The organism is Nitrosomonas eutropha, from assembly GCF_003201195.1.
GTDB classification, from domain to species: domain Bacteria; phylum Pseudomonadota; class Gammaproteobacteria; order Burkholderiales; family Nitrosomonadaceae; genus Nitrosomonas; species Nitrosomonas eutropha.
This window is the reverse complement of sequence record NZ_QICQ01000020.1, coordinates 1-21,434: the sequence shown is the minus strand read 5'-3', so window position 1 is coordinate 21,434 and position 21,434 is coordinate 1. Positions and strand designations below refer to the sequence as shown.

Sequence of the window (21,434 nt, the reverse complement as noted above, 5' to 3'; positions counted from 1 at the left end):
AATTGCAATCCATCAATATATAAAAATATGAATGATACATCACAAGCTGTTACTGCTTCTGTCTGGCGCGAAAGTTTCATTTTGTCATCCGGCAAACATCAGACGCAGATACGGGATACAAAACCCACTGCAGATAATTACGGGGCACTGGATGCCAAGACTTTTGTTGCGGTGGAGGCTGATGCCCTGTTTGATGAAATCAACCATGCACAGACCCGGGTAGGGCAATCCGTATTGTACCGCTCAATTGCGCGCCCGGTGACCGATGCTGCATTATTACAAAGCAAGCAGGAAGCGTTGCGTGAACTTGAATCCAATCCTGAGCTGTTGGACGCCCTGGAAAAGTACATCAAACGAATGGCGTTCGATGAAACCTCACTATACCATCTGCTTTACGGCGAGTTTGCAGGCGGACTGACGACCGATGATCCCAAAGATAAAACCGGTAAGGAAAGACTGGAATTTGGTGGATACGGCTATCGTCAGTTTGTTGATGGCACTGGTTTTGCTGTAGATATGGTAGATCAGGCAGAAGCGCTTCCCACTCCCAATAGTGATTACCTGCGCACGCTGGTGCAAGCGTTGCGTGATTTTGCCCGGACACGTACTTATTCACTCATGCATGGACCCATCTATGTCTCGGAAAGAAAATTTCTGACAAGAGAAGAAAAATCTCGCTTACCTATTCCGCGATTTCGCCCCTCTGTGTTCAAGTGGCCGTTTATCGGTTTCTTTCTGGTTTTTATGGCCGGTCTGCTTTTTTTCTTTCAGAGTACACTGAGCGAGCTGGGTGCCAGCTACATTGGCTATGGGGTTTTGATCCTGCTTGTGCCGATCATTCCGATCATTTTACAAGCAGTCAGTGCATCCGACCGGGATTCGGTCATCTACCCGCTGCAGAAACTGTTTCGGAGTAGTCCGGAATTGGCTAGAGCAATTGAAGCACTGGGGATGATTGATGAATTGCTGGCATTGCGTCGGCATGCGCATTCCATACCAGGAGATTCCGTTCTGCCGGAAATCTATAGGAACGAACGTCACACACTGGTTGCTTCTGCCGCCAAAAACCCATTGCTGGTACGGACGCATCCGGATTATGTTCCCAACGATATTACGCTGGATAACAATAAACGCTTGCTGATCGTGACGGGGCCAAACAGCGGTGGAAAAACCGCCTACTGCAAAACGGTTGCTCAGATTCAGCTGCTGGCGCAAGCCGGAGCGTATATCCCAGCAACGCAAGCACGAATAGTGCCTGCAGAGCATATTTTTTATCAGATTCCTGCTCCCGGCCAACTGGAGGAAGGAATGGGGCGTTTTGCACATGAGCTGAAACAAACCCGCGAAATCTTCTTCAATTCGACACCACGTTCTCTGGTGATACTGGATGAACTGGCGGAAGGCACCACCTTTGAAGAAAAAATGACACTTTCGGAGTATGTGCTGAAAGGATTTCATCAGCTGGGTGCCACCACGCTGCTGGTGACCCATAATCACGAATTGTGCGAACGTTTGCAGCAGGAAGAAATCGGAGACTATCTGCAAGTTGAATTCGTTTCAGAGAAGCCGACACACCGGCTTGTTCCGGGTGTCTCGCGCATCAGCCATGCAGACCGTATTGCCAGTGCAATCGGTTTCAGCAAGGAAGATGTGGCCAGTCATCTGGCTTCGTTACAGGAATGATGGAGATTAGCGAGACATCGCAGTAAAATAGACCTACTTGTTAAGGCAGAGCTGAACCACATAATGTAACAGTGAACAGTGGATAGTACGTTTTTGTGGAGTAGCGAGGACAAATGGAGAGAAATAATCATCGAGGAATTATCAGTGGAACATAAAACTGACGATCGGCGCATTATCAGAGGAGATGAGCTGATCACGCCAGTGCAACTGCTTCGTGAGCACCCTCTGACCGAGCGTGCAACGGAAACAGTGGTCACTGCCAGGCAGGAGTGCCATGACATATTGCGGGGAGAGGATGATCGGTTGCTTGTCATTTGCGGCCCGTGTTCAATTCATGATGTAGATGCAGCCGTAGAATATGCTTCCCGGCTGAGTCGTCTGCGTCAGGAGCTGAAAGGTCAGTTACATATCATTATGCGGGTTTATTTCGAGAAACCCCGCACAACCGTTGGCTGGAAAGGCCTGATCAATGATCCGGATCTGGATAACAGTTTCAATATTGACAAAGGGTTACGACTGGCTCGCAATTTATTGCTGAAACTGGGCAATACAGATATGCCGGCTGCTACTGAATTTCTTGATCTGATCAGCCCGCAGTATGTGGCCGACCTGATTAGCTGGGCAGCTATCGGTGCCCGGACAACTGAAAGCCAGGGACATCGCGAACTGGCCTCCGGTGTTTCGTGTCCGGTAGGGTTCAAGAATGGCACCTACGGTAATCTGAATATTGCAATTGATGCAATTAGTGCAGCCTCCCACCCGCATAATTTCCTGTCAGTCACCAAAGAAGGACGGGTGGCCACTTTCACAACCAGGGGAAATGAGGATTGTCATATCATCCTGCGTGGCGGAAGATCACCGAATTATGATGTAGGAAATGTTGCTTCTGCAGTTGAGGCGTTAACAAAAGCTAAACTGCCTCCTTATCTGATGATCGACTGCAGCCATGCGAACAGCCACAAGGATTATCGGCGTCAGCCGGAAGTGGCTGCTGATGTTGCACGACAAATTACGGAAGGTAATCGCTCAATCAGTGGTGTCATGCTTGAAAGCCACCTGGTGGCAGGTCGGCAGAATGTGGAAGGCAAACAATTGAAAGAGCTGGTTTACGGACAGAGTATTACAGACGGCTGTATTGATTTCGAGACAACACAACAGGTACTTTCCGATCTGGCCGAAGCAGTGGAAAAGCGCAGAGGTAAACATCGCGCCGAACCGGTATTGATCCCAATCCATTCTGCTGCAAATTCCTGAGCCCCGACCTGTTAAGTATGTGGAGACAATATGAGTTCTGATCAAGCGATCTGGTTTAAAAACTACACTATTGATTATCTGGAAGGGTTGCGTAATGCCAATATGGGTGTGCATATTGGTATACGCTTCCTGGAAGTTGGCCCGAATTTCCTTAAGGCCAGCATGCCGGTAGATCATCGCACCACCCAGCCTTTTGGTATTTTGCACGGGGGTGCCAGCTGCGTGCTATCCGAAACCCTGGGCAGCGTATCCGCGTGGATGACGATCAACCCTGAAATTTACCGGGCTGTTGGCATTGAAATAAATGCCAACCATATCCGGGCAGTGGCTGAAGGAAATGTCATTGGTGTATGTACGCCGTTGCATGTCGGCAGACGCATCCAGGTCTGGCAAACGGACATTACCGAGGAGGCCACTGGCAAGCGTGTTGCTGTTTCCAAGCTAACCGTTGCCATTATTGAGCAGGGCACACTCAGCAACCAGAAAGAGACCATCATCGTCGGCAAGTAACATTTATTGGCACCTCCCTCCGAATCAATTACCCGCATCACCTATCCGGAAGAACTGCCGGTCGTCGCGCGACGTGAAGAAATCGCGCGCGCGATCGCGCAGCATCAAGCCGTTATTATCTGTGGTGAAACCGGTTCCGGCAAAACCACGCAGTTACCAAAAATATGCCTGGAACTGGAACATAGTATTGGAGAGCAGCGGGGTGCCAAAAAACTGATTGGTCATACCCAGCCCCGGCGTATTGCTGCCAGAACCGTTGCTGCACGTATTGCCACGGAACTGAACAGCCCGCTTGGACAACTGGTCGGCTATAAAGTCCGCTTCTCTGATCAGACGCATCCTGATACACGTATCAAGTTGATGACCGATGGGATCTTGCTGGCTGAAACACAGCAAGATCCCATGCTGCGCGCCTATCAAACCATCATCATCGATGAAGCGCATGAGCGCAGCCTGAATATCGATTTCCTGCTCGGCTATCTCAAGCAATTACTGCCGCGCCGTCCGGATCTGAAGCTGATTATTACATCCGCCACCATTGATGCCCAGCGCTTTGCTTCCCATTTTAATAATGCACCTGTCATTGAGGTATCTGGCAGATTATTCCCGGTAGAGATCCATTACCGGTCGTTCAACGATCAGGCAGATGGTGAGGAGCGTGATCTGTCCCGAGTCATTCTGAATGTGGTTGATGAAGCCATGCACATGGGGGAGGGAGATATGCTGGTATTCCTGCCCGGAGAACGGGAAATACGGGAAACCGCAGAAATCTTGCGTAAACACACCTTTTCCGGCCCCGGTAGCAGGGCTGGCACAGAGATCTTGCCCCTGTTTGCCCGATTGTCCCACACAGAACAGGCGCGTATTTTTATGCCTGGCCAACGGCGACGCATTGTGCTGGCCACCAACGTTGCCGAAACTTCACTCACGGTTCCCGGTATTCGCTATGTGATTGATACCGGGTTGGCACGCATTAATCGTTACAGCTATCGCAACAAGGTGGAGCAGCTGCTGATCGAGAAAATTTCCCAGGCTTCGGCCAATCAGCGTGCTGGACGATGCGGCAGGGTGATGAACGGCGTATGTTTTCGCCTGTATTCAGAAGAAGATTTTGCTGCCCGCCCGCAATATACCGATCCGGAGATTCTGCGTTCCTCGTTAGCGGCGGTTATTTTGCGCATGAAATCGCTGAAAATTGGAGATGTGGAACAGTTTCCGTTTATTCAGCCGCCTGCTGCGCGCATGATTGCCGATGGTTACCAGCTTTTATCGGAACTTGGTGCGCTGAATGAGCAAAAAGGGCTGACACAAACCGGGCATCAACTGGCAAGGTTTCCCATCGATCCTAAAATTGCCCGCATGATTATTGCCGCCAGGCAAGAAAACTGCCTGACCGAAGTGCTGATCATCGCTTCCGCCCTCAGTCTGCAGGATCCGCGTGATCGACCATTTGAACATCAACAGGCGGCTGATCAAGCGCACCAGCTATTCCGCGATGATCGCTCCGATTTCATTGGTTATCTCAAATTGTGGGATTTCTATAACGATCTGCTCAAACACAAAAAATCCAATAGAAAGCTGATTGAACAATGTCAGAAAAATTTTATTTCCCATCGCAGAATGCGGGAATGGCGCGAGATTCACGGCCAGTTGCATACGCAGATTCAGGAAATGGGGTTACGTCCTAACCAGGTTCCTGCCAGTTATGATGAAATTCACCGGGCGCTGCTGTCCGGCCTGCTAGGTAATATCGGCTTCAAATCGGATGAGAAGGGGATATACGAAGGTGCGCGTGCAATCAAGTTTTCAATTTTCCCTGGATCATCCCTGAGAAAAAAACAGCCGAAATGGGTAGTTGCGGCCGAGCTGGCAGAAACCACCAAACTTTATGCACGTTGTGTAGCCGCCATCGATCCAATCTGGCTGGAAAAAATCGCTGGCAAACTGTGTAAAAAACACTACTTTGATCCGCACTGGGAAAAACAGCGCGCACAAGCTGTCGTGTTTGAGCGTGTCACCCTGTATGGCCTGACCATCGTACCCAAACGATGCGTGGCTTATGGCCCGATTGACCCAGCCCATGCACGCGAAATTTTTATCCGTGAAGCATTGGTCGCAAGAGCATATAAAAGCAATGCACCTTTCCTGCAGCACAATCAGCAGTTGATTGATGAAATCTGCGAACTGGAAAGCAAGGTGCGAAGGCAGGATATTCTGGTGGATGATCAGCAGATATTCGAGTTTTATGCTGCGCGTATTCCTGCAGATATTAGTAGTGGCAATACCTTTGAAAAATGGCGCAAGCAGGTAGAACAGATTGACCCCAGGCTGTTGTACCTGACGCGGGAAATGCTGATGCGGCAAGCTGCAGATGCAGCAACCATCGAGCAGTTTCCTGAAACACTGGTAGTAGCTGGCCATGATCTGCCCTTGAGCTACCACTTTGATCCCGGTCATCCTCTGGATGGGGTAACAGTTACCATCCCGCTGCCGTTACTCAATCAATTCATACCGTTTCATTTCGACCGGTTGGTACCGGGGTTAATCCGGGAAAAAGTGACCTGGTATGTGAAGATGTTACCCAAGCCGATCCGCCGCCACGCCATTCCGGTGCCGCAATTCGTTACCCGCTTTCTGGAATGGCTGGACACCTGCCCGGATCAGGCTGTGCTGCTTGCTGAATCCCTGTCCATATTCATCCGCAACGAAACTGGAATCAAGGTGCCGCTGGATAGCTGGGATGACAAATCGTTACCCGTGCATTTGCAAATGAATGTCAAAGTGATCGACGATGCCGGCACCACGCTGGGCATGGGGCATGATCTGGCTGAATTAAAAGCACAATTTGGCCAGACAGCACAGCAATTATTTACGCGTGGCGCGGGAGCAGAGCCCAATTCAATCGAGCGTGACGGCATCACCCAATGGGATTTTGGAGAATTACCACAGGAAACCCGTTTTAACCGGGGCAATCAGCAACTGACCGGCTATCCGGCACTGGTTGATCAGGAGCAAAGTGTTGCCATTCGTATATTTGATACGCAGCAAGGCGCGCAACACAGTATGCGGGGAGGGGTGCGGCGGTTGTTATGCCTTGCGCTTAAGGACAGAATCAGGCAACTGGAAAAAAATTTACCCGTTGATCAGAAAGCAATCCTACTCATGAGCAATTTAATCGAGATTGGCAGGCTCAGGGAAGATATCCGTTCGGCCATCATTGATCTGGCTCTGATCGGCGATGATCCGCTACCGCGTAACGAACATGAATTTACCGCACAATCTACACGTGCACGTACACGGCTGGGAGCTATTTCGCAGGAGATGGCCGAGCTGATCCAGACGATTGCCCAACCTTGTCAGGAATTGAAAAAGCGACTAGCCACTCTGGAAAAATCAGTGGCTTTCCTGAAAAAAGATCTGGAAACACAGCTGCACCACCTGATTTATCCGGGATTCCTGAGCACAACCCGCTGGCAGTACCTGCAACACCTCCCGCGTTATCTCAGAGGCATGATTCTACGCCTCGACAAATACAACAAAAATCCGGAACGCGACCAGGAACAAACCGAAATTGTCACCACACTGTGGGAACAGTACGAACAACGCCTGTATAAACACCGCCAGGCCAGCGTAACCGACCCGAATCTGGAAATATTCCGCTGGCAAATTGAAGAACTGCGTATTTCCCTGTTCAGCCAGGAACTGAAAACCCCCATGCCTGTATCAGTCAAACGCCTACAAAAACTGTGGGAAAGCGTGCATGAGTAGATGAACCCTATCTATCGAAATAGCAGGATTTTGACAAAATACATATTTTGTGATTAAGTTTTCAAAAACTTGATGAAGCCATCTTTTTCAGGTTTTCAAGGATGTATTGTTCAGGGTTTAGGGAGGTGTTTTCCTGATCCCTAAATTCACGGACGATGCGATTAAGGGCGAACCTATTCATAAAGCCCTTATCGCAAAGTTCAACAAAACCATCCTTAGAAATTCCCGTCATCACTTCAAAAAACTGTGGGGACTTAGTTTGGATAACATCGTCAATGTTATATTCCCGCTCGTAGGTCATATAAATAAAATCGGCCATACAGATTGCTAACCGCTTAATCTGAGTGGCATACCATTTTTTTCTGGTTTGTCTTTCCTTATCTTTGTCTTTTTCAGCAAAGTCCTCGATGATTTTTTCTTTTTCATCTTGGGTAAGATTAGGATCGCCTTTGACTTGCTCCAAATCACTCGCGTCTCGTCCAATTTGAACGAAATCTTCAATGGTTGCCGTAAATTCACCGCTACGATAACCCTTAACTTTTTCCAGTATTCCTAAAATATGTGGATGCTCCTCAAGCAGTTTTAATTTTCCAAAATTCACCAGAACATTGGATGTAATTCTTCGGGCAAGGGCAATGCGGGAACCCTCGTGGTTAAGGACTTCAAAAATGTCCTTGGCGGTTGTGGGTGTGCTGACCAGACTGCCTTCGTAGAACCGCTTAATATCCAAGGTATCGCATAAGCCCTCGGTCACGATTTCTAGGTTGTCTTTATTCACATCCGTCCGTTGTTCATAACTTTCCTGTTGGTCAATTTGATCGGCGATATTGCTCGCACAATCGTAGGTCACTTGTAGGCAACGGGTGATCGCAAAATCAAAAACCCATGCTTTAGGTTTTAGAGGTGATTTTGTTTTTTCATTTACCCAAGCGGACTGCACACGGAAGATCGCTTGGTAATAACTCTCGGCGGATTTAATATCGTTCAAAATTAAAATACTATCCCATTCTCTGATCGTGACCCCTGTTAAAAAACGACCACAGGTAAAGGTGATGGTGCCTAATTTATTTGGATTTTCATTGGCTTCATTGATGGCTTTTTGTACCGATGATTTTTCTCTGGCCACAATGCGGTCATCGTCATCTTTTTTGTTATCGCTTCCAGAAGCATTGATAAGAATAAAATTAGAAAAATAAGGATGCGACTGGAGCTTTTCAATTAAGGCAGAAATTGAATCCACTCGGTTCATCCACCAAACGGTATGCCTTTTTGGTGGACATCCTAGTTGCGATCCAAGTTTTCCATAAACACTAATAGAGCGAGCCTCGTGGCCTGATTGGGTTAAGCCTTCAATGAAGTGATCAACGGCTTCCTCGTAAACGAATTTATTTTCTTCATTAGTTTCAAAAAGTCTATTGAGTGAAAAATCAATGTCGTCAGTCTTGAAAGTTTCCCGTTGCTCGGCAATGTCCTCGTCGGTAATTTCAATGGCCGAGATATTCAGATCGGGCATTAAGCGGTAAATTTTCTCCGCCTGATTTTGTGGGTCGAATTCAATCTCTTCTTTTTTATTTTTTTGTTCATCAAGGTAGCTGTAGGTATAAACTTGTTGAGATGAAAAATCATCCTGTTCAATTAGGCGGAATGGAGTGCCTGATAAATCAAGGCGGTGGGTAAATTTGATTTTCTCCAAAATACTCTTGGCCCGCTCGGTTCTACTGCCATAGTGAACCTCGTCAAAAATAACCAAATCCCAGGCAATTTCTGGGATTTTATGAAGCCGATCTTTTGTATTACCGTCTTCATCAATCCATAGGTCTTGTAGTGAAACACATAAAACAATCGGGCCACTGGTTCGTGGAAAATCACCACTATCATTTAGTGCGGGATCGGCGGGGCGGTCTGATTTTGGCTTGGCCCTAATTCCTGTCCATCCGTCAAAGTCAACCTGCTCATTTACGGTATCAATCCATTCACCGATAACATCGGGTTTATAGGTCACGATCAATGTATTGCGGGCATTGATTTTTTTCGCCAAGTGAATACTGGTAAAGCATTTACCAAATCGCATCTTGGCATTGATAAGAAAACGGTTGGAGTGGGTGGCGGAGCCGATGACCTCGGCGGGATATTCTTTTTTAAACCACTTGCTTGCTTTTTCAATGGCTCCCGCTTGCTCTTTGCGGAGCTTATAATGCTCTGTGCGGGAACTGCCGTTTACAATTTCATTGTAAGCACGGCGGACATCTTTAAATGGGTCGTTTTTATTTGTGACTTGGAACCATTCTTGGCCGGGGACTTTTTCAATTTTTTTACAGCCATTTTTTATAAGTTGAGCATGGATATGATGGTCACAAACCCCATCGGGAAGCATCCCGATCATTTGATAATCGGGATTTTCAGGATTGGATGTCCCAAACTGGTTCCAAATCCTTTCTTCACCGACCTTTGTGTGGCCTACTTTTATCCAACCGTTCTTTTTATATTCCTCAGTGGTATAGGCATAGAGTTCTAATTGTTCCATGCCTTATGACCACTCTTGAACTTTCTTTTTAATATGCTCTTGTTCTCTCTTTGTAAGATGAAAATATTCGGCAAGTCTTTCGTTTGTCCACTCAATCTCTAAATCAAGTAACGGAACCCAATTCCAACGATCTTTGGGAATATCTTGAGTCAATTTCCGAAGCCCCAATAAATATCGAGAGAAGTCAGTTTGTAGATAAATTCTAAAATTCTGAGCTTCAGTTTCTGTTTCGAAGCATCCAATTACATTGTATGTTTCCGTTGAGATTTCACCTTTACCCAAAAGAAAAATTTGATCCACAGGAAGAGTGCATCGACTCATTCCTTTTCCATAAGCTCTTGGTGCCACCACCTTGTATCGATCAATTTTATCTTTGTTTTTGGTGATTAAATTTCTATCAATGTTATAAATCGCTCGACCTGTGGAATAGCATCTAATCGTATTTTTATTTTCTGTTTGGGTAGAGTCGTTTCTTTTAAAATAAAATGTTCTAAGCCCAAATGGCTTGCCAGACCAAGCAATGCTAGAAACAAATTCATCTGATTGGTCAAGGACTTTTAGGATGATTGATGGCGATTCCGGATCATCTGGTATTACATCAAATCTTTCTAGATCAATTTCTGTGTTTGAGTGGCCGTAATTAAATTGTGGTTTGCCATTATATGAGGATGACCATTGGAGATAACAAACACCGCCTTTAATTTGAACGGTTGGGAAAACTTCTTCCGATTTTTCAAAATATCGAATAGTCTTGATTTGATTACTCGTCATCATTCTTTTACGGAAGCGATCTAAGTTCTTACCTCCAGAAAACCACCGCGATGGCACTACCAGTATAAATTCATCAACAGCTTTACTGTCAATAATATTTTCTATGAAATACGGGTAAATGAGTCTAGCACTTGCTCCAAACCCACCGTCCGATTCTTGATAGGGCGGATTTCCGATAGCGATGATTTTTTTATTTTTTGTTTTTAAATTAATGTACTCGATCATAGAATTGAACTCCCTTTCAAATTTCTGCGCATCTAATGCCCCGTCTTCTTCGGACACATAATGCCCGTCACGGATGATCTGATTATAGTTTTCACTATGTGAATGTTCATTGCCCAAAAATGTTCGGATGCTCAAGCGGTGATGTCGCTCATCGGAAGCGAGACCAAAATAACGGTTGGACTGGTAGATTTCTTTCATCACCATATCCACATCTAAAAGTTTGGCTTTACCTTTTGCTTTGGCCCAACAACTATGAAAAGCACAGGCAAGCAGTAGCTCGCCTGCTTTACAGAATGGATCGAAGAAAATCACATTTTCATCGGTGAACACTTTCTCGCCGAGTAGGGCTACCATTTCCAGCGCTTTTTCCATTCGTAAAATAGGCTGATCCCGGCCAATTACATTACCGAGAACATCAACGACATGAGCTGTGGGTTTGATCGTCAAGGCATCCATGCTATGCCCCTACTGATTGAGCGATCCTCGCTGGCTTGCGAGCGGTGTCTTGTGGTTTGGTAATTTCAATAACGGCTTTGGCGAATTCATAATCTTCAAAGCCTATTAATTTCCCTGAAAGAATGGCGTCAATAAAACGAAGTGATCGTTGATACTCAAGCTGTACAGTATTTAAGGCTTTGCGGGATTCGTAAAAATTCACCCACGATAAATCAAAATCCATCGGTTGATGACCATTTTGTGAAAACCACTTGGCCCCAGCTTTGGTAAGGTTGGCACTGGCTTTGGCATTTTCTGGATTACTCAAAGCGGACAAGGTTTCATTTTCATCAATGTGCCACTTGATTGCCGATAAAATATGGGCGAAAAAATCCCGCTTTTTTGAAAACAGAATCGCATCGCTTTTAATTTCTAATTTTGTTTTTAAGAAATCCAAGGTCGCTAATAAAACTCGTGATCGGCAGTTTTCAACATTTTTAGGATCAATATCAATCACCCACAAAGTATTGAGCGTATTGGCAACAGCGTAATAAGGAGCGTCGTTTGTTTTACTCAACCCTTGAGCAACTGCTTTTTTATAAATGCCTTCAAGTCGTCTTTTGTAAATTGGTAGGACGATATTCCCGTGTCCTGAGCATGGCTCAAAAAAAGCAATTGCCTCATCAGACCATAAACCTCGCTTACCTTTGGTGAGTAGATTTAACATATCTGTTACGCTGGATTCGGGTGTGAATACTTCACCTAAATCTTTGATGCGCTCTTTGCTGCGGTGAAATAACTTTTCTAGATCAATAATCTTGTTCATCTGCGATTCCCTTCAGAAACTTCTAAACGATAACGTTCATCCAGTATTCTTTTCGGGTGGCCGTTATAGAACTTTAGGTCGACATCAGAAAAAGCTTTTATTATTTAAGATGTTTTTCTTCAACTAAATCCCGAGAAAAACTTATTTTTATGAAGAGGTATGAATTGGCTGAAGAGGAGGAATAGAAAACTCTTAGAAATAATTTCTGATTTCTTGAATGCTTATCTTTTTTCTGGTAGCCATTGGGCTTAACAAGCAGGGCATCCCCTAGTGTCTAGTGTAGTGGATAAGTATTTTGTTATTTCTGGATAAGGAGTGATCAGATTTTCAGGCGCTCGACGATTTGTCCATTTTTCAAATGGGATTCGATAATTTCGTCAATATCTTCCTGGTCAACGTAGGTGTACCAGACTTCTTCCGGGTAGACGACGATAACCGGACCCTCGTTGCAGCGATCGAGACAACCCGCATTGTTGATGCGTATTTTCCCTTTGCCGCTTAATTTGAGTTCCTTGATGCGCGCCTTGGCGTAATCGCGCATTGCCTGGGCGTGATAATCATTACAGCAGCCTTCACAGTTGCCACGTTGGTTAACGCAAAAGAAAACGTGATGTTGATAATAGCTCATGCTTTCACCTCAGTTTGATTTCTGTCCAGATTCGGCTGAGCAGCCGGCGTTGTGTGTGATTGATATCATGCAGCATTTCCAGTCGGGACAGTTGTGCTGTATCCGGGAAAATAGCATGATTGGCGATAATTTCAGGATGGATATAGGGCCGAGCAGCCAGATTGGGGTTGCCGGAACCGGTCAGGTTGGTCAGTTCAGCGGAGTTTTTACCTTCCAGCATGAAATTGATGAAGCGGTGGGCCAGATCAGGACGATGGCCACTGTGATGGAGCACCATGCTGTCGAGTGACAGCACTGCGCCTTCACGGGGAATGACAAAATCCACGCTAAAGCGGCGTCCGGTTTTTTTTGCATCCAGTGCAGCCTGATACATATCGTTTGAATAGCCGTGAGCCACCCAAAGGTTACCAATTGCCAGTTCGCGGATATAGCTAGTGTTGCTGAAAGCGGCCCAGTAAGGTTTTGCCCGGATAATCAGCGCCTTTGCCTGCTGCCAGTGATTTTCATCAGTATCACTAGCGGAATAGCCCAGATATTTGAGTGCGGCTGCCATCAGTTCGCGCTGGCTGTCGAGTACGGTGATACGTCCCTTGATTTTTTTCAGATACTCAGGCTCGAAGATGATCGCCCAGCTATCGGTAGGCAGGTTTAGTTCGGCCAGTTTCTCGCGGTTAAATCCTATTAATGTCGTGGTGTAGGCATAGGGGACGGAGTAGCGGTTATCCGGATCGAACACAGTGCCCAGATAGCTTGGGTCAATATTCTTCAGGTTGGGGATTTGTGATTTGTCCAGCACGTTTAGTGCCCCCTGATGAATCAGGGTATCCATGGCATCACCGGTTGGAACGAGCAAGTCATAGCCGGTTGCACCAGCTGCCAGTTTGGCAAGCAATTCCTCGTTATCTGAGTAATAGTCCTGTGTCACCCGGCATTGACAGGTCTGCTCAAAACGCTCGATTGTTTGCTGGCTGATGTAGTTATTCCAGTTGAACAGTCTCAGAATATTGCCATTTTTGCCGGACAAATTACCCGCAACCTGATCTTCGGATGTGCAGCCGGTCAGCGCGATGATCAGCAGGCAAAAGAGACCCATCAGGGTGTAGCCGAGTTTCACGATTTCTTTTCCCCCTGCAAGATGCCGGAATCCAGACGATTAGCGATGATGATCAATACCAGTGTCAACAACATGAATAATGTAGAAATGGCGTTAACTTCGGGCGTAACAGCAATTTTGATCATGGTGTAGATCTGAATCGGCAGAATCGGTTCACCAATGCCTTTGGTGAAGAAAGTAATAACAAAATCATCAATTGACAGCGTAAACGACATGAGCGCCCCGGCGATGACTGCGGGCATGATCAGCGGCAGAGTAATCAGCCTGAATGTTTGCCAGGGTGTTGCGCCCAGATCGCGGGCTGCTTCAAAAATACTGTCATCCATACCTTGCAGCCGAGCACGCACAATAATGGCGACGAAACCAACACAAAATGTTGTGTGGGCAATGATGATCGAAACCAGACCTAACGTCAGATTCAGTACTTGTAGAAAGAACAGCAGCAGCGAAACTCCCAGCAGGATTTCCGGCATGGCAATTGGTGCAAATGCAAGAAACGGCAATACCTTGATCCGGTAGCGATGAATGGCTAATCCCGCCATGGTTCCCAGTATGGTTGCAAGCAGACTGGCGCTGACAGCGATAATCAATGAATTACGCGCGGCCAGCAGCATTTCCTGGTTATTAAACAGCTTGTAGTACCAGTCCAGCGTAAAGCCGACCCATTCCGCATTCAGGCGGGAATCATTGAACGAGTAAACGACGACAATAACCAGTGGAATATAAAGAAAAATATAAACCAGACTGGCAGCAAGCCACAGGGTGAGATTGGTGTGTTTCATATCAGAACAGGAGATTTATTTACCTGGGTACACGAGGGCGAGCCAGTAGAGTGAATAATCCAGTCACACACAGCACGGCCAGCATGAGCATGATGGACAATGTGGAGCCGAACGGCCAGTCGCGTGTTCCCAGGAACTGATCCTTGATCAGGTTGCCGATCAGAATGTCACCGGTGCCGCCCAGAATATCCGGTATAGCGAACATGCCCAGCACCGGGATGAATACCAGTGCGGAGCCGGAGAAGACACCCGGCAGCGACTGTGGCCAGGTGACCAGCCAGAAGCGCTGCCAGCGGTTTGCGCCTAGATCCTGTGCAGCATCGAGCAGCACCGGATCATGTTTTTCCAGATTGGTGTAGAGCGGCAAAATCATAAAGGGTAGGTGCACGTAAACGGTTCCGACCAATACTGCGAACGGAGAAAACAACATCATGACCGGCTCAAAGCCAAAGGCCTGGAGTACACTATTGATGAAATGGCTGAATGCTGATTCCGGCCCGAGAATAATCATCCAGGCATAGATGCGGATCAAAAAATTGCTGGCAAATGGCAGGACGACCAGCAATATCATCAGGTTGCGGTATTTTTTAGCGCTTTGGGCAATCAGCATGGCAACCGGATAGGCCATAATCAGACAGATCAGGGTGGAAGTTGTCGCAACCACAAAGGATTTCAGGAAAATTTCTGCGTACAGGATATCGCTAAAAAAGAAGTGGTAGGCTTCGAGCGTCATACCATACAAACCAGAATCCCCTTCTGCGGCAGTTGTCTCCGGCGCAGTCAACGGTGCCAGCCCGCCATATTCTCCAGGGAAGCGGAACGAAGTCACAATCATGATCAGGCTGGGCACCGCAAAGAATATCAGCAGAAACAGTGTAGGTGGCAGGCTGATCAACCAGCGTGTCAGGCGGAATTTGTTCATGGCCGATCCACCAGAAACTGTGCAGCTTCCTGTGGCCAGCTGACAATAACTGGATCATCCACTTCAAAGAAGCGTGCGCGTCCGGGTGAAGAATTTGCCAGCAGCGCTTCGATTTGAATGCCGCTGTCCAACTCGATGACATAGGTGGTGACGTCGCCTACATAGAGAAAGTCGAGCACTTTGCCAGTATGGGCATGGGGTATTTCTGCCTGCTTCGCCAGTGCGTGTACTGCTACCTGTTCCGGGCGAATAGCGATCACGCCCTGATCTCCTGCCTGTATCTCTTTTTTGGGTGGGAGGACGGTTGTTCCCAGTCCGTTAATTTCCAGCGTCATGGCCGTGTTGGAAATTTGCGTTACCCGGGCTTCCATCAGGTTGATCTTGCCGATGAAATCAGCAATGAAACGGTTTGCCGGGGTTCCGTAAATGGCTGAAGGTGTGCCAATCTGTTCGATGTTTCCCAGATTCATCACTGCAATCCGTTGTGACAGCGCCAGCGCCTCATCCTGGGAATGGGTAACAAAAATGAAGGTGATGCCGACTTCTTTTTGCAAATTGATTAACTCCCGCTGCATATCTTCCCGTAGCTTTGCGTCCAGCGCGCCAAGCGGCTCATCCATCAGCAGCAGGCGCGGCCGGTTGATCAAGCCGCGCGCAAAGGCTACACGTTGTTTTTGTCCACCGGAGAGTTCATGCGGAAAGCGGTGGGTGAACCGGGAGAGCTGTACCTCTTCCAGTGCTTTCTCCATCCGTTTTTTGATTTCTGCTGGCGCCACCTTGGACATTTTCAGCGGGAAAGCCACATTATCTGCCACCGTCATGTGTGGAAACAGGGCATAGCTCTGAAAGACGGTATGAATAGGGCGCTTTTCGGGCGGTGTATTAGCAATATCCTGGCCATCGAGCAAAATCTGCCCGGAATCAGGGACATCGAATCCGGCAATCATGCGCAGCAGTGTTGTTTTTCCGCAACCGGAAGGGCCCAGCAGTGTGAAGAATTCACCTGCTTGAATCGACAGGCTAACGTTATCCACTGCCGTGAAATCGCCAAAGCGCCGAATAACATTGCGCAATTCAAGTAACGCCATGACTTTATTCCAAAAAGGCGAATTTTAACAAATTTGGTTCTGTCGGGTTAAAAGAACGCTGAGAAGTAACGGTGAGCACTTTCTTTACCCTTTTGCTGTCAGCATAAGTTGCATAGCAGCGTGGTGGCGGTCCAGTATTTTATATCCATTGGTTTGTATCGTACCTACCATGTTCCACTTACGGATAAAGAGCACGACCTCGCAAAGATAATACTATTCTGGCAGGGTGAGTAAAAAATGTTGGCGAAGTCGTCAGAGCAAGGTAAAAACAAATGAGCATTTGGGCCAGCTCCCAACGCAGGTGATTTTTCATCTATCGAGGTGTCTATTTGAATCGCGTAACTCATTTTTATACGTGCGTCGAGTGTTTTCATTATCAATGATTAGCATACCATTCAAGTTTGACTGGAATTTCTGACAATTGCTGAAATTCTGCCAAATCAAGAATTCGAGTCGCAGGATTTGGTAATGTTGAATGATTACGCGGTATACTCGGAGGTATGAAGGCTCGAATTTTTTAACCGTAAAGTTACCGCCCCTCAAGTATCAATATCAGGCTCGTCATGTGTGGGTTCTGCCCGAGCGGGCAAGGCTCATTTGATTGTTCTTTGACACTTGAGGGGTGGTGTCATTCCAGGCCGTGCATCGCTCTGCCCCGCGCTACGACATCGCGGGCGTGATCAACGTATTATAAGTCCGTGGGTCGGCTGATAACTTCGGCTTCCGCTAGAAATGCAGCCACGGCTTCGGTGCTGGTCAAGCATTCGGCAGTGTCATATAACGTAGCATCTCACTGCTCACGTGGCTATCTGCAATCACTTCCTCATTTTTCTTCCTGCTCATTCGGTCTATGAACTTCCCGTCTTACCTCCTAACCAACGGCCATAGGCGAGTAGTATGCACTAGGGCCAACACCCAAACCGCGCTCCGGTCTATCTTGATGTGAGGAGAATTTATCGGAACTTTAAAATATTGATTAACACTAATTTATGCTGGTGTCGTTTGCTTAAGTAAGAATCCTAATAGAGCATATGTCCAATTATCAATAATTGGGAGGATATCTATTTACTTTTCCATTCGATGCACAGTAGGAACGTTGTGTAAACGAACTCACAAAATCAATTACTTTAGGAGAGCTTCATGGCTACAGGTAAAAATCAGGATAATGATAATTCCAACAAAGGATTTGCTTCGATGGATGAAGATAAACAGCGTCAAATAGCCAGTAAAGGTGGAAAGGCTGCGCATGAGAAAGGTGCCGCGCATGAATTCGACTCTGAAGAAGCAAGAGAGGCCGGAAAGAAAGGCGGACAATCTTCTTCTAGTAGTGCTGCCAAGACATCAGGAAATACGGCAAACACTTCTACAAGCGGAAAGTCAAAAAAGGATGATGACGATGATTCACCCTCTCATACTCGTGGTGGAACTTCCAAGCAGCATTCTGATGCAGGCAAACAGAGTCATAAAAACGATAAGTAATCATTAATTAGTCAGTTGTTTCATTATAAAAAAGGGTCGGATTGAAAGATCCTTTTTTATAATGAGGTAGTTATACCAAAGAAGATGTAGATGAAGACGTTGGAGTAAATTATTTAAAAGAGTATTTAAACGTTCTAGATAAGCATAAGATTCCGCAGCTGTACTGGTTTGAGCCATACTATTAACAATGAAAAGCTAATCGCGGATTTAAAAATTTACCTTTAACAATCTGAAGGAGCCTCAAAATGTCACATGCTATAAATTCTGAAATGCAATCATGCATCAATGCATGTAACCGATGCCATCAAACATGTCTGCATGAAGCAATGACTCATTGTCTTGAGTCAGGCGGTAAACATGTTGCCCCAGACCATATGCGGCTTATGCTAAATTGTGCTGAAATCTGCCAAACTTCAGCTAACTTCATGTTGAGTAATTCTTCTTTAAGCAGTCAGGTTTGCAGAGTTTGTGCCGAGGTCTGTGATGCTTGTGCCAAGAGCTGTGAACAAGTGGGTGATATGGATGAATGTATCAATACATGCCGTGAGTGTGCTGATAGCTGTCACCAAATGGCTGATACTTATATTCACTAAATAATGAATGAGCAAACCAGCCAATTAAACTTTGAGTACTGGTTTGCTCATTGTTGATATCAGAATCTTGGCTCATAAGCTGTAAAAGAAAACCTCCCTGATTATAACTGCCTCATATAAGCGACCAGATCAGATTTCTCCTGATCGGTGAGCTTGAGTTGTAATACCAGATTAAAAAATTCTACCGTGTCTTCCAAGGTGAGCAAACGCCCATCGTGGAGATAAGGAGGGCTGTCTTTGATACCGCGAAGCGTAAATGTTTTTATCGGCCCATCGCCTGGTTCATTCAAAAAATGCTCAAGTTTGAGATCATGCATTTGATTGTCGAGAAACACAGGAGGTTGATGGCAGCCTGAACATTGGCCCTTGCCAAAGAAGATTTGTTCTCCCCGTAGTTCCTTTTTGGTTGCTTTTGCATGATCTAGTCTTCCTTGGCTATCCAGTTTCGGTGCAGGAGGAAAATCCAGCATATTTTGAAACTGGGCCATGTGACTTACATGGATCCGGTCAAAAACAGGAAATCCTTTTTTCATCGCATGAATAGGATCTCCGTTGAAATAAGCCGTACGAAACTCGAACTCAGTAAAATCCTCGACAGAACGTAGACTGCGTTTCGAACCGTGGATCTGCTGAGCATACAAGCCACGCAGACTTACTGTGTCCAACCGGAATCGGCGCTCCTGAGGACGTATATCAGGACTTAAATGAAATTGTCCTGTAGTGTGACCATTAACGTGACAATCAAAACAGGTGACACCCAGACTTGGCTGCACACTTTTACGATCATCTGTCGGATTAAATTCTTCCTGTGGCAACGGGGAAAGTAACATTTGAAGTCCGTTAAGCTGAACCGGAGTTAGAATATCCTTGAACAAGCGGTAAAAGTTGTTGATGGATATGACCTCTCCACGCGATACATCCCCTAGTTCTGGTCTGTTCTGAAGAAACATTGCCGGAGGGAATTCCGGCAGAAAGGCTTCAGGTAAATCAAATTCTACATCGAATCGCTCCAATCTTGGAAAACCTTTGATTTGTACGGGTGGGAAGACTTGTCCTCCAGTTACCTGCTTCGGATGAGGTAGCGCAGGATAAGGGAAGATATCCTTGCTACGTATTTCCTGTGGGGACATCTCTGCCAGCTTTTGCCAGTCCATTCCCTCTTGCAATCTGGCAGTAGGACCTACAGCCAAGGGCTTGCCACGAGTCATGGTTACCTTGGAGTCCAAACGTGGGTTCAGATCGTAACGCTTGAGTAATAGATCACGCTGAGTTTTCGTTACTGAAGAGCGCTGCTCCACATCTGCCTTCATTGTTTTTTCGAAGGTTTCCATCGCTTCTTTTGCATTGAGTGCATCGCGATAAAAATCAAATCCTTTTATCTTTCCGTCATCTGGCTGATTCTTGAATGCGGCTGAAGAGGGTAGCGCATGCGTGGCAGCAAAAACATCAGAGCGGTCATGTTCGTTTTTCTTCTGCTCCGCACTTTTGTCTAGCGATGAGCTAGGTGTTTGTGCCTCCGCAATTGCATCATAAGGTCGGTCAGGGGTATTTTTTTTAGGTTCTGTATTCTTATTAGAAGATTTTCTGTGTGGCTGTGTTTCAGAAATCGCATTTGAAGATTGAGCGAGCAATTCGTAATCCGTTTGACTGAGGGCAGGGCTTATTACGGCAGCAAGACTACTTAATCCCAAGCTAAACCATACAACAGTTCTTTTTCTCATGTGAATCTCCTTTTGTGAGTACAAAGGTCTGTAATTCTCAACTTCTCTCTGGTTAGGTTCTCATCCTTTCGCCTTGCTCTCTCAATCAATACTTACCCTATCAAATTGAGCACAATGTTATTGATAATACTCTTTATTTTAAAAGTAGTTGTGCAATATTTATCATTTTATTTCATGGCTTCTTTCAAGAAGATTAAGGAATTCAGCATCCCCGTTATTCATTGCATATAAATGCCAAGTGAGTCTACCCACTCAAATATTCCATCAAGATTTATAAAAAAGTATACTTCGCCTCCGCAAGGCCATTCAAAAGCGTGGATATAGAAATCTGACAACCTTGGAGATTGAAAATGAAATATATCAGTGGTGCAGACCTTAAAGATATGTAGTGGTCAAGTAATTTCAGACACTGCGATAGGTTCTTTTGCTACAGCATGAACTCATAATCAACCGGCGTGATATACCCGAGCGTGGAGTGCAGGCGCACTGCGTTATAAAAGCCAACAATGTATTGCATCATATCTTTTCTGGCCTCGGCATGGTTAGCGTAATCTCGCTGCCAGACAGGTTTCATCTTGAGATTCAGAAAGAATCGTTCCGCTACAGCATTGACGCTCCTATGTCAAGTAATTGTGGCCGCATCTGACAAATCTGCGAGAATAAGCGGATACAGTTCACGAATAATGTACCGTTTCAGACAACGCTGAATTTCCTTATTTGACATCCCTTGAGCTGTACGTCGTGTTACATAGGTTTGAGTTCTCGGCTCACTACGCATGCGTACCATCGCGATGGTCCATAGCGCATTGTTTGCAGATCGATCACCTCCTCGATTTAATCGATGGCGGATAGTCTTTCCCGGAGACGCCTGCAATGGACTTGCTCCGCATAATTGTTTAGTCCCACGGTGTGCTGGTGTAACATATAACCAGCTACGGAGGGATGATATGGTCTAATAGACCCGGGCACTCCAGTTAAGAGAAAATAGTCTTAATTGGAGGATGAAATGGAGCCTGGGAAACACTATACAAAGGAATTCAAGCTGGATGCAATCAGCTTGGTACTGGATCAGGGATTAACGATAGCAGAAGCTGCCAGAAGCCTGGAAATC

18 protein-coding genes and 1 pseudogene are annotated in these 21,434 nt (G+C 46.2%); 7 read left to right on the top strand and 12 right to left on the bottom strand.

The features are described from left to right. The first annotated feature begins 27 nt into the window (after window positions 1–27). From C8R14_RS08260 to hrpA, 4 genes are all read left to right on the top strand, one after another. Entirely contained in the window at window positions 28–1,683 is a 1,656-nt protein-coding gene (locus C8R14_RS08260) for a MutS-related protein (protein ID WP_011634397.1), read from the top strand. 144 nt (window positions 1,684–1,827) lie between these two features. Then, window positions 1,828–2,937 (top strand): 3-deoxy-7-phosphoheptulonate synthase, encoded by a 1,110-nt coding sequence (locus tag C8R14_RS08255; protein ID WP_011634396.1) that lies wholly within the window; start codon window positions 1,828–1,830, stop codon window positions 2,935–2,937. Window positions 2,938–2,967: 30 nt separating this feature from the next. Then, window positions 2,968–3,447 carry a hotdog fold thioesterase gene (locus C8R14_RS08250; RefSeq protein ID WP_011634395.1) on the top strand — a complete coding sequence of 160 codons (480 nt, stop codon included), beginning with the start codon at window positions 2,968–2,970 and terminating at the stop codon, window positions 3,445–3,447. Window positions 3,448–3,453: 6 nt separating this feature from the next. Continuing rightward, complete coding sequence (gene hrpA, locus C8R14_RS08245) at window positions 3,454–7,215, top strand: ATP-dependent RNA helicase HrpA (protein WP_011634394.1); 3,762 nt, start codon at window positions 3,454–3,456, stop codon at window positions 7,213–7,215. A 61-nt stretch (window positions 7,216–7,276) separates the two neighbouring features. Here the strand turns inward: hrpA and C8R14_RS08240 are convergent, their stop codons facing one another. The 8 genes from C8R14_RS08240 to C8R14_RS08205 all read right to left on the bottom strand — a co-directional run bounded on the left by C8R14_RS08240 (window position 7,277) and on the right by C8R14_RS08205 (window position 16,530). After that, entirely contained in the window at window positions 7,277–9,739 is a 2,463-nt protein-coding gene (locus tag C8R14_RS08240) for a DEAD/DEAH box helicase family protein (RefSeq protein ID WP_011634393.1), read from the bottom strand. Window positions 9,740–9,742: 3 nt separating this feature from the next. Further along, on the bottom strand, window positions 9,743–11,191 hold the full coding sequence (locus tag C8R14_RS08235; protein WP_011634392.1) for an Eco57I restriction-modification methylase domain-containing protein: 1,449 nt from the start codon (window positions 11,189–11,191) through the stop codon (window positions 9,743–9,745). Window position 11,192: 1 nt separating this feature from the next. Beyond that, window positions 11,193–11,996, bottom strand: a complete 804-nt coding sequence (locus C8R14_RS08230; RefSeq protein ID WP_011634391.1) for a hypothetical protein — start codon at window positions 11,994–11,996, stop codon at window positions 11,193–11,195. A gap of 319 nt (window positions 11,997–12,315) precedes the next feature. After that, window positions 12,316–12,624, bottom strand: a complete 309-nt coding sequence (locus C8R14_RS08225) for a (2Fe-2S) ferredoxin domain-containing protein (protein WP_011634390.1) — start codon at window positions 12,622–12,624, stop codon at window positions 12,316–12,318. A gap of 4 nt (window positions 12,625–12,628) precedes the next feature. Next, window positions 12,629–13,738, bottom strand: coding sequence for an ABC transporter substrate-binding protein (locus C8R14_RS08220; protein ID WP_011634389.1), 1,110 nt, complete (start codon window positions 13,736–13,738; stop codon window positions 12,629–12,631). Beyond that, window positions 13,735–14,520 (bottom strand): ABC transporter permease, encoded by a 786-nt coding sequence (locus C8R14_RS08215; protein WP_011634388.1) that lies wholly within the window; start codon window positions 14,518–14,520, stop codon window positions 13,735–13,737. The genes C8R14_RS08220 and C8R14_RS08215 overlap by 4 nt, the downstream gene beginning before the upstream one ends. A gap of 19 nt (window positions 14,521–14,539) precedes the next feature. After that, window positions 14,540–15,442 (bottom strand): ABC transporter permease, encoded by a 903-nt coding sequence (locus C8R14_RS08210; protein ID WP_011634387.1) that lies wholly within the window; start codon window positions 15,440–15,442, stop codon window positions 14,540–14,542. Beyond that, window positions 15,439–16,530, bottom strand: coding sequence for an ABC transporter ATP-binding protein (locus C8R14_RS08205; RefSeq protein WP_011634386.1), 1,092 nt, complete (start codon window positions 16,528–16,530; stop codon window positions 15,439–15,441). Before C8R14_RS08205 ends, C8R14_RS08210 begins: the two co-directional genes overlap by 4 nt. A 1,140-nt stretch (window positions 16,531–17,670) precedes the next feature. Between C8R14_RS08205 and C8R14_RS08200 the strand changes: the two genes are divergently transcribed. Both C8R14_RS08200 and C8R14_RS14530 read left to right on the top strand, forming a co-directional pair. Continuing rightward, entirely contained in the window at window positions 17,671–18,009 is a 339-nt protein-coding gene (locus C8R14_RS08200) for a KGG domain-containing protein (RefSeq protein WP_011634385.1), read from the top strand. A gap of 245 nt (window positions 18,010–18,254) precedes the next feature. Next, a complete protein-coding gene (locus C8R14_RS14530; RefSeq protein WP_011634384.1) occupies window positions 18,255–18,602 on the top strand; it encodes a four-helix bundle copper-binding protein in 348 nt (115 codons plus the stop codon). Here the strand turns inward: C8R14_RS14530 and C8R14_RS13750 are convergent. The 4 genes and pseudogenes from C8R14_RS13750 to C8R14_RS08180 form a co-directional block, all read right to left on the bottom strand. Further along, a complete protein-coding gene (locus tag C8R14_RS13750; protein ID WP_219997558.1) occupies window positions 18,541–18,678 on the bottom strand; it encodes a hypothetical protein in 138 nt (45 codons plus the stop codon). The two genes, C8R14_RS14530 and C8R14_RS13750, sit on opposite strands and share 62 nt — an antisense overlap. A gap of 25 nt (window positions 18,679–18,703) precedes the next feature. Next, the gene (locus tag C8R14_RS08190) at window positions 18,704–20,323 is read right to left on the bottom strand and encodes a hypothetical protein (protein ID WP_041353487.1); all 1,620 of its coding nucleotides are present in this window, start codon (window positions 20,321–20,323) and stop codon (window positions 18,704–18,706) included. Between the two features lie 427 nt (window positions 20,324–20,750). Further along, a pseudogene (locus tag C8R14_RS08185) lies at window positions 20,751–20,933 on the bottom strand (integrase core domain-containing protein); the annotation flags it as partial. 12 nt (window positions 20,934–20,945) lie between these two features. Beyond that, window positions 20,946–21,272 (bottom strand): transposase, encoded by a 327-nt coding sequence (locus C8R14_RS08180; RefSeq protein WP_373605810.1) that lies wholly within the window; start codon window positions 21,270–21,272, stop codon window positions 20,946–20,948. A 57-nt stretch (window positions 21,273–21,329) separates the two neighbouring features. Here C8R14_RS08180 and C8R14_RS08175 point away from each other — a divergent pair. After that, window positions 21,330–21,434 (top strand): transposase (locus C8R14_RS08175; protein ID WP_146208364.1); only part of this gene is annotated, 105 nt, incomplete at its 3' end.

What these genes read in the sequence shown, in the direction of transcription:
- C8R14_RS08225 (WP_011634390.1), bottom strand. Translation starts at nt 12,624, where the DNA reads ATGAGCTATTATCAACATCACGTTTTCTTTTGCGTTAACCAACGTGGC.
- C8R14_RS13750 (WP_219997558.1), bottom strand. Translation starts at nt 18,678, where the DNA reads ATGAGCCAAGATTCTGATATCAACAATGAGCAAACCAGTACTCAAAGT.
- C8R14_RS08230 (WP_011634391.1), bottom strand. Translation starts at nt 11,996, where the DNA reads ATGAACAAGATTATTGATCTAGAAAAGTTATTTCACCGCAGCAAAGAG.
- C8R14_RS08200 (WP_011634385.1), top strand. Translation starts at nt 17,671, where the DNA reads ATGGCTACAGGTAAAAATCAGGATAATGATAATTCCAACAAAGGATTT.
- C8R14_RS14530 (WP_011634384.1), top strand. Translation starts at nt 18,255, where the DNA reads ATGTCACATGCTATAAATTCTGAAATGCAATCATGCATCAATGCATGT.
- C8R14_RS08260 (WP_011634397.1), top strand. Translation starts at nt 28, where the DNA reads ATGAATGATACATCACAAGCTGTTACTGCTTCTGTCTGGCGCGAAAGT.
- C8R14_RS08250 (WP_011634395.1), top strand. Translation starts at nt 2,968, where the DNA reads ATGAGTTCTGATCAAGCGATCTGGTTTAAAAACTACACTATTGATTAT.
- C8R14_RS08205 (WP_011634386.1), bottom strand. Translation starts at nt 16,530, where the DNA reads ATGGCGTTACTTGAATTGCGCAATGTTATTCGGCGCTTTGGCGATTTC.
- C8R14_RS08210 (WP_011634387.1), bottom strand. Translation starts at nt 15,442, where the DNA reads ATGAACAAATTCCGCCTGACACGCTGGTTGATCAGCCTGCCACCTACA.
- C8R14_RS08190 (WP_041353487.1), bottom strand. Translation starts at nt 20,323, where the DNA reads ATGAGAAAAAGAACTGTTGTATGGTTTAGCTTGGGATTAAGTAGTCTT.
- C8R14_RS08235 (WP_011634392.1), bottom strand. Translation starts at nt 11,191, where the DNA reads ATGGATGCCTTGACGATCAAACCCACAGCTCATGTCGTTGATGTTCTC.
- C8R14_RS08240 (WP_011634393.1), bottom strand. Translation starts at nt 9,739, where the DNA reads ATGGAACAATTAGAACTCTATGCCTATACCACTGAGGAATATAAAAAG.
- C8R14_RS08215 (WP_011634388.1), bottom strand. Translation starts at nt 14,520, where the DNA reads ATGAAACACACCAATCTCACCCTGTGGCTTGCTGCCAGTCTGGTTTAT.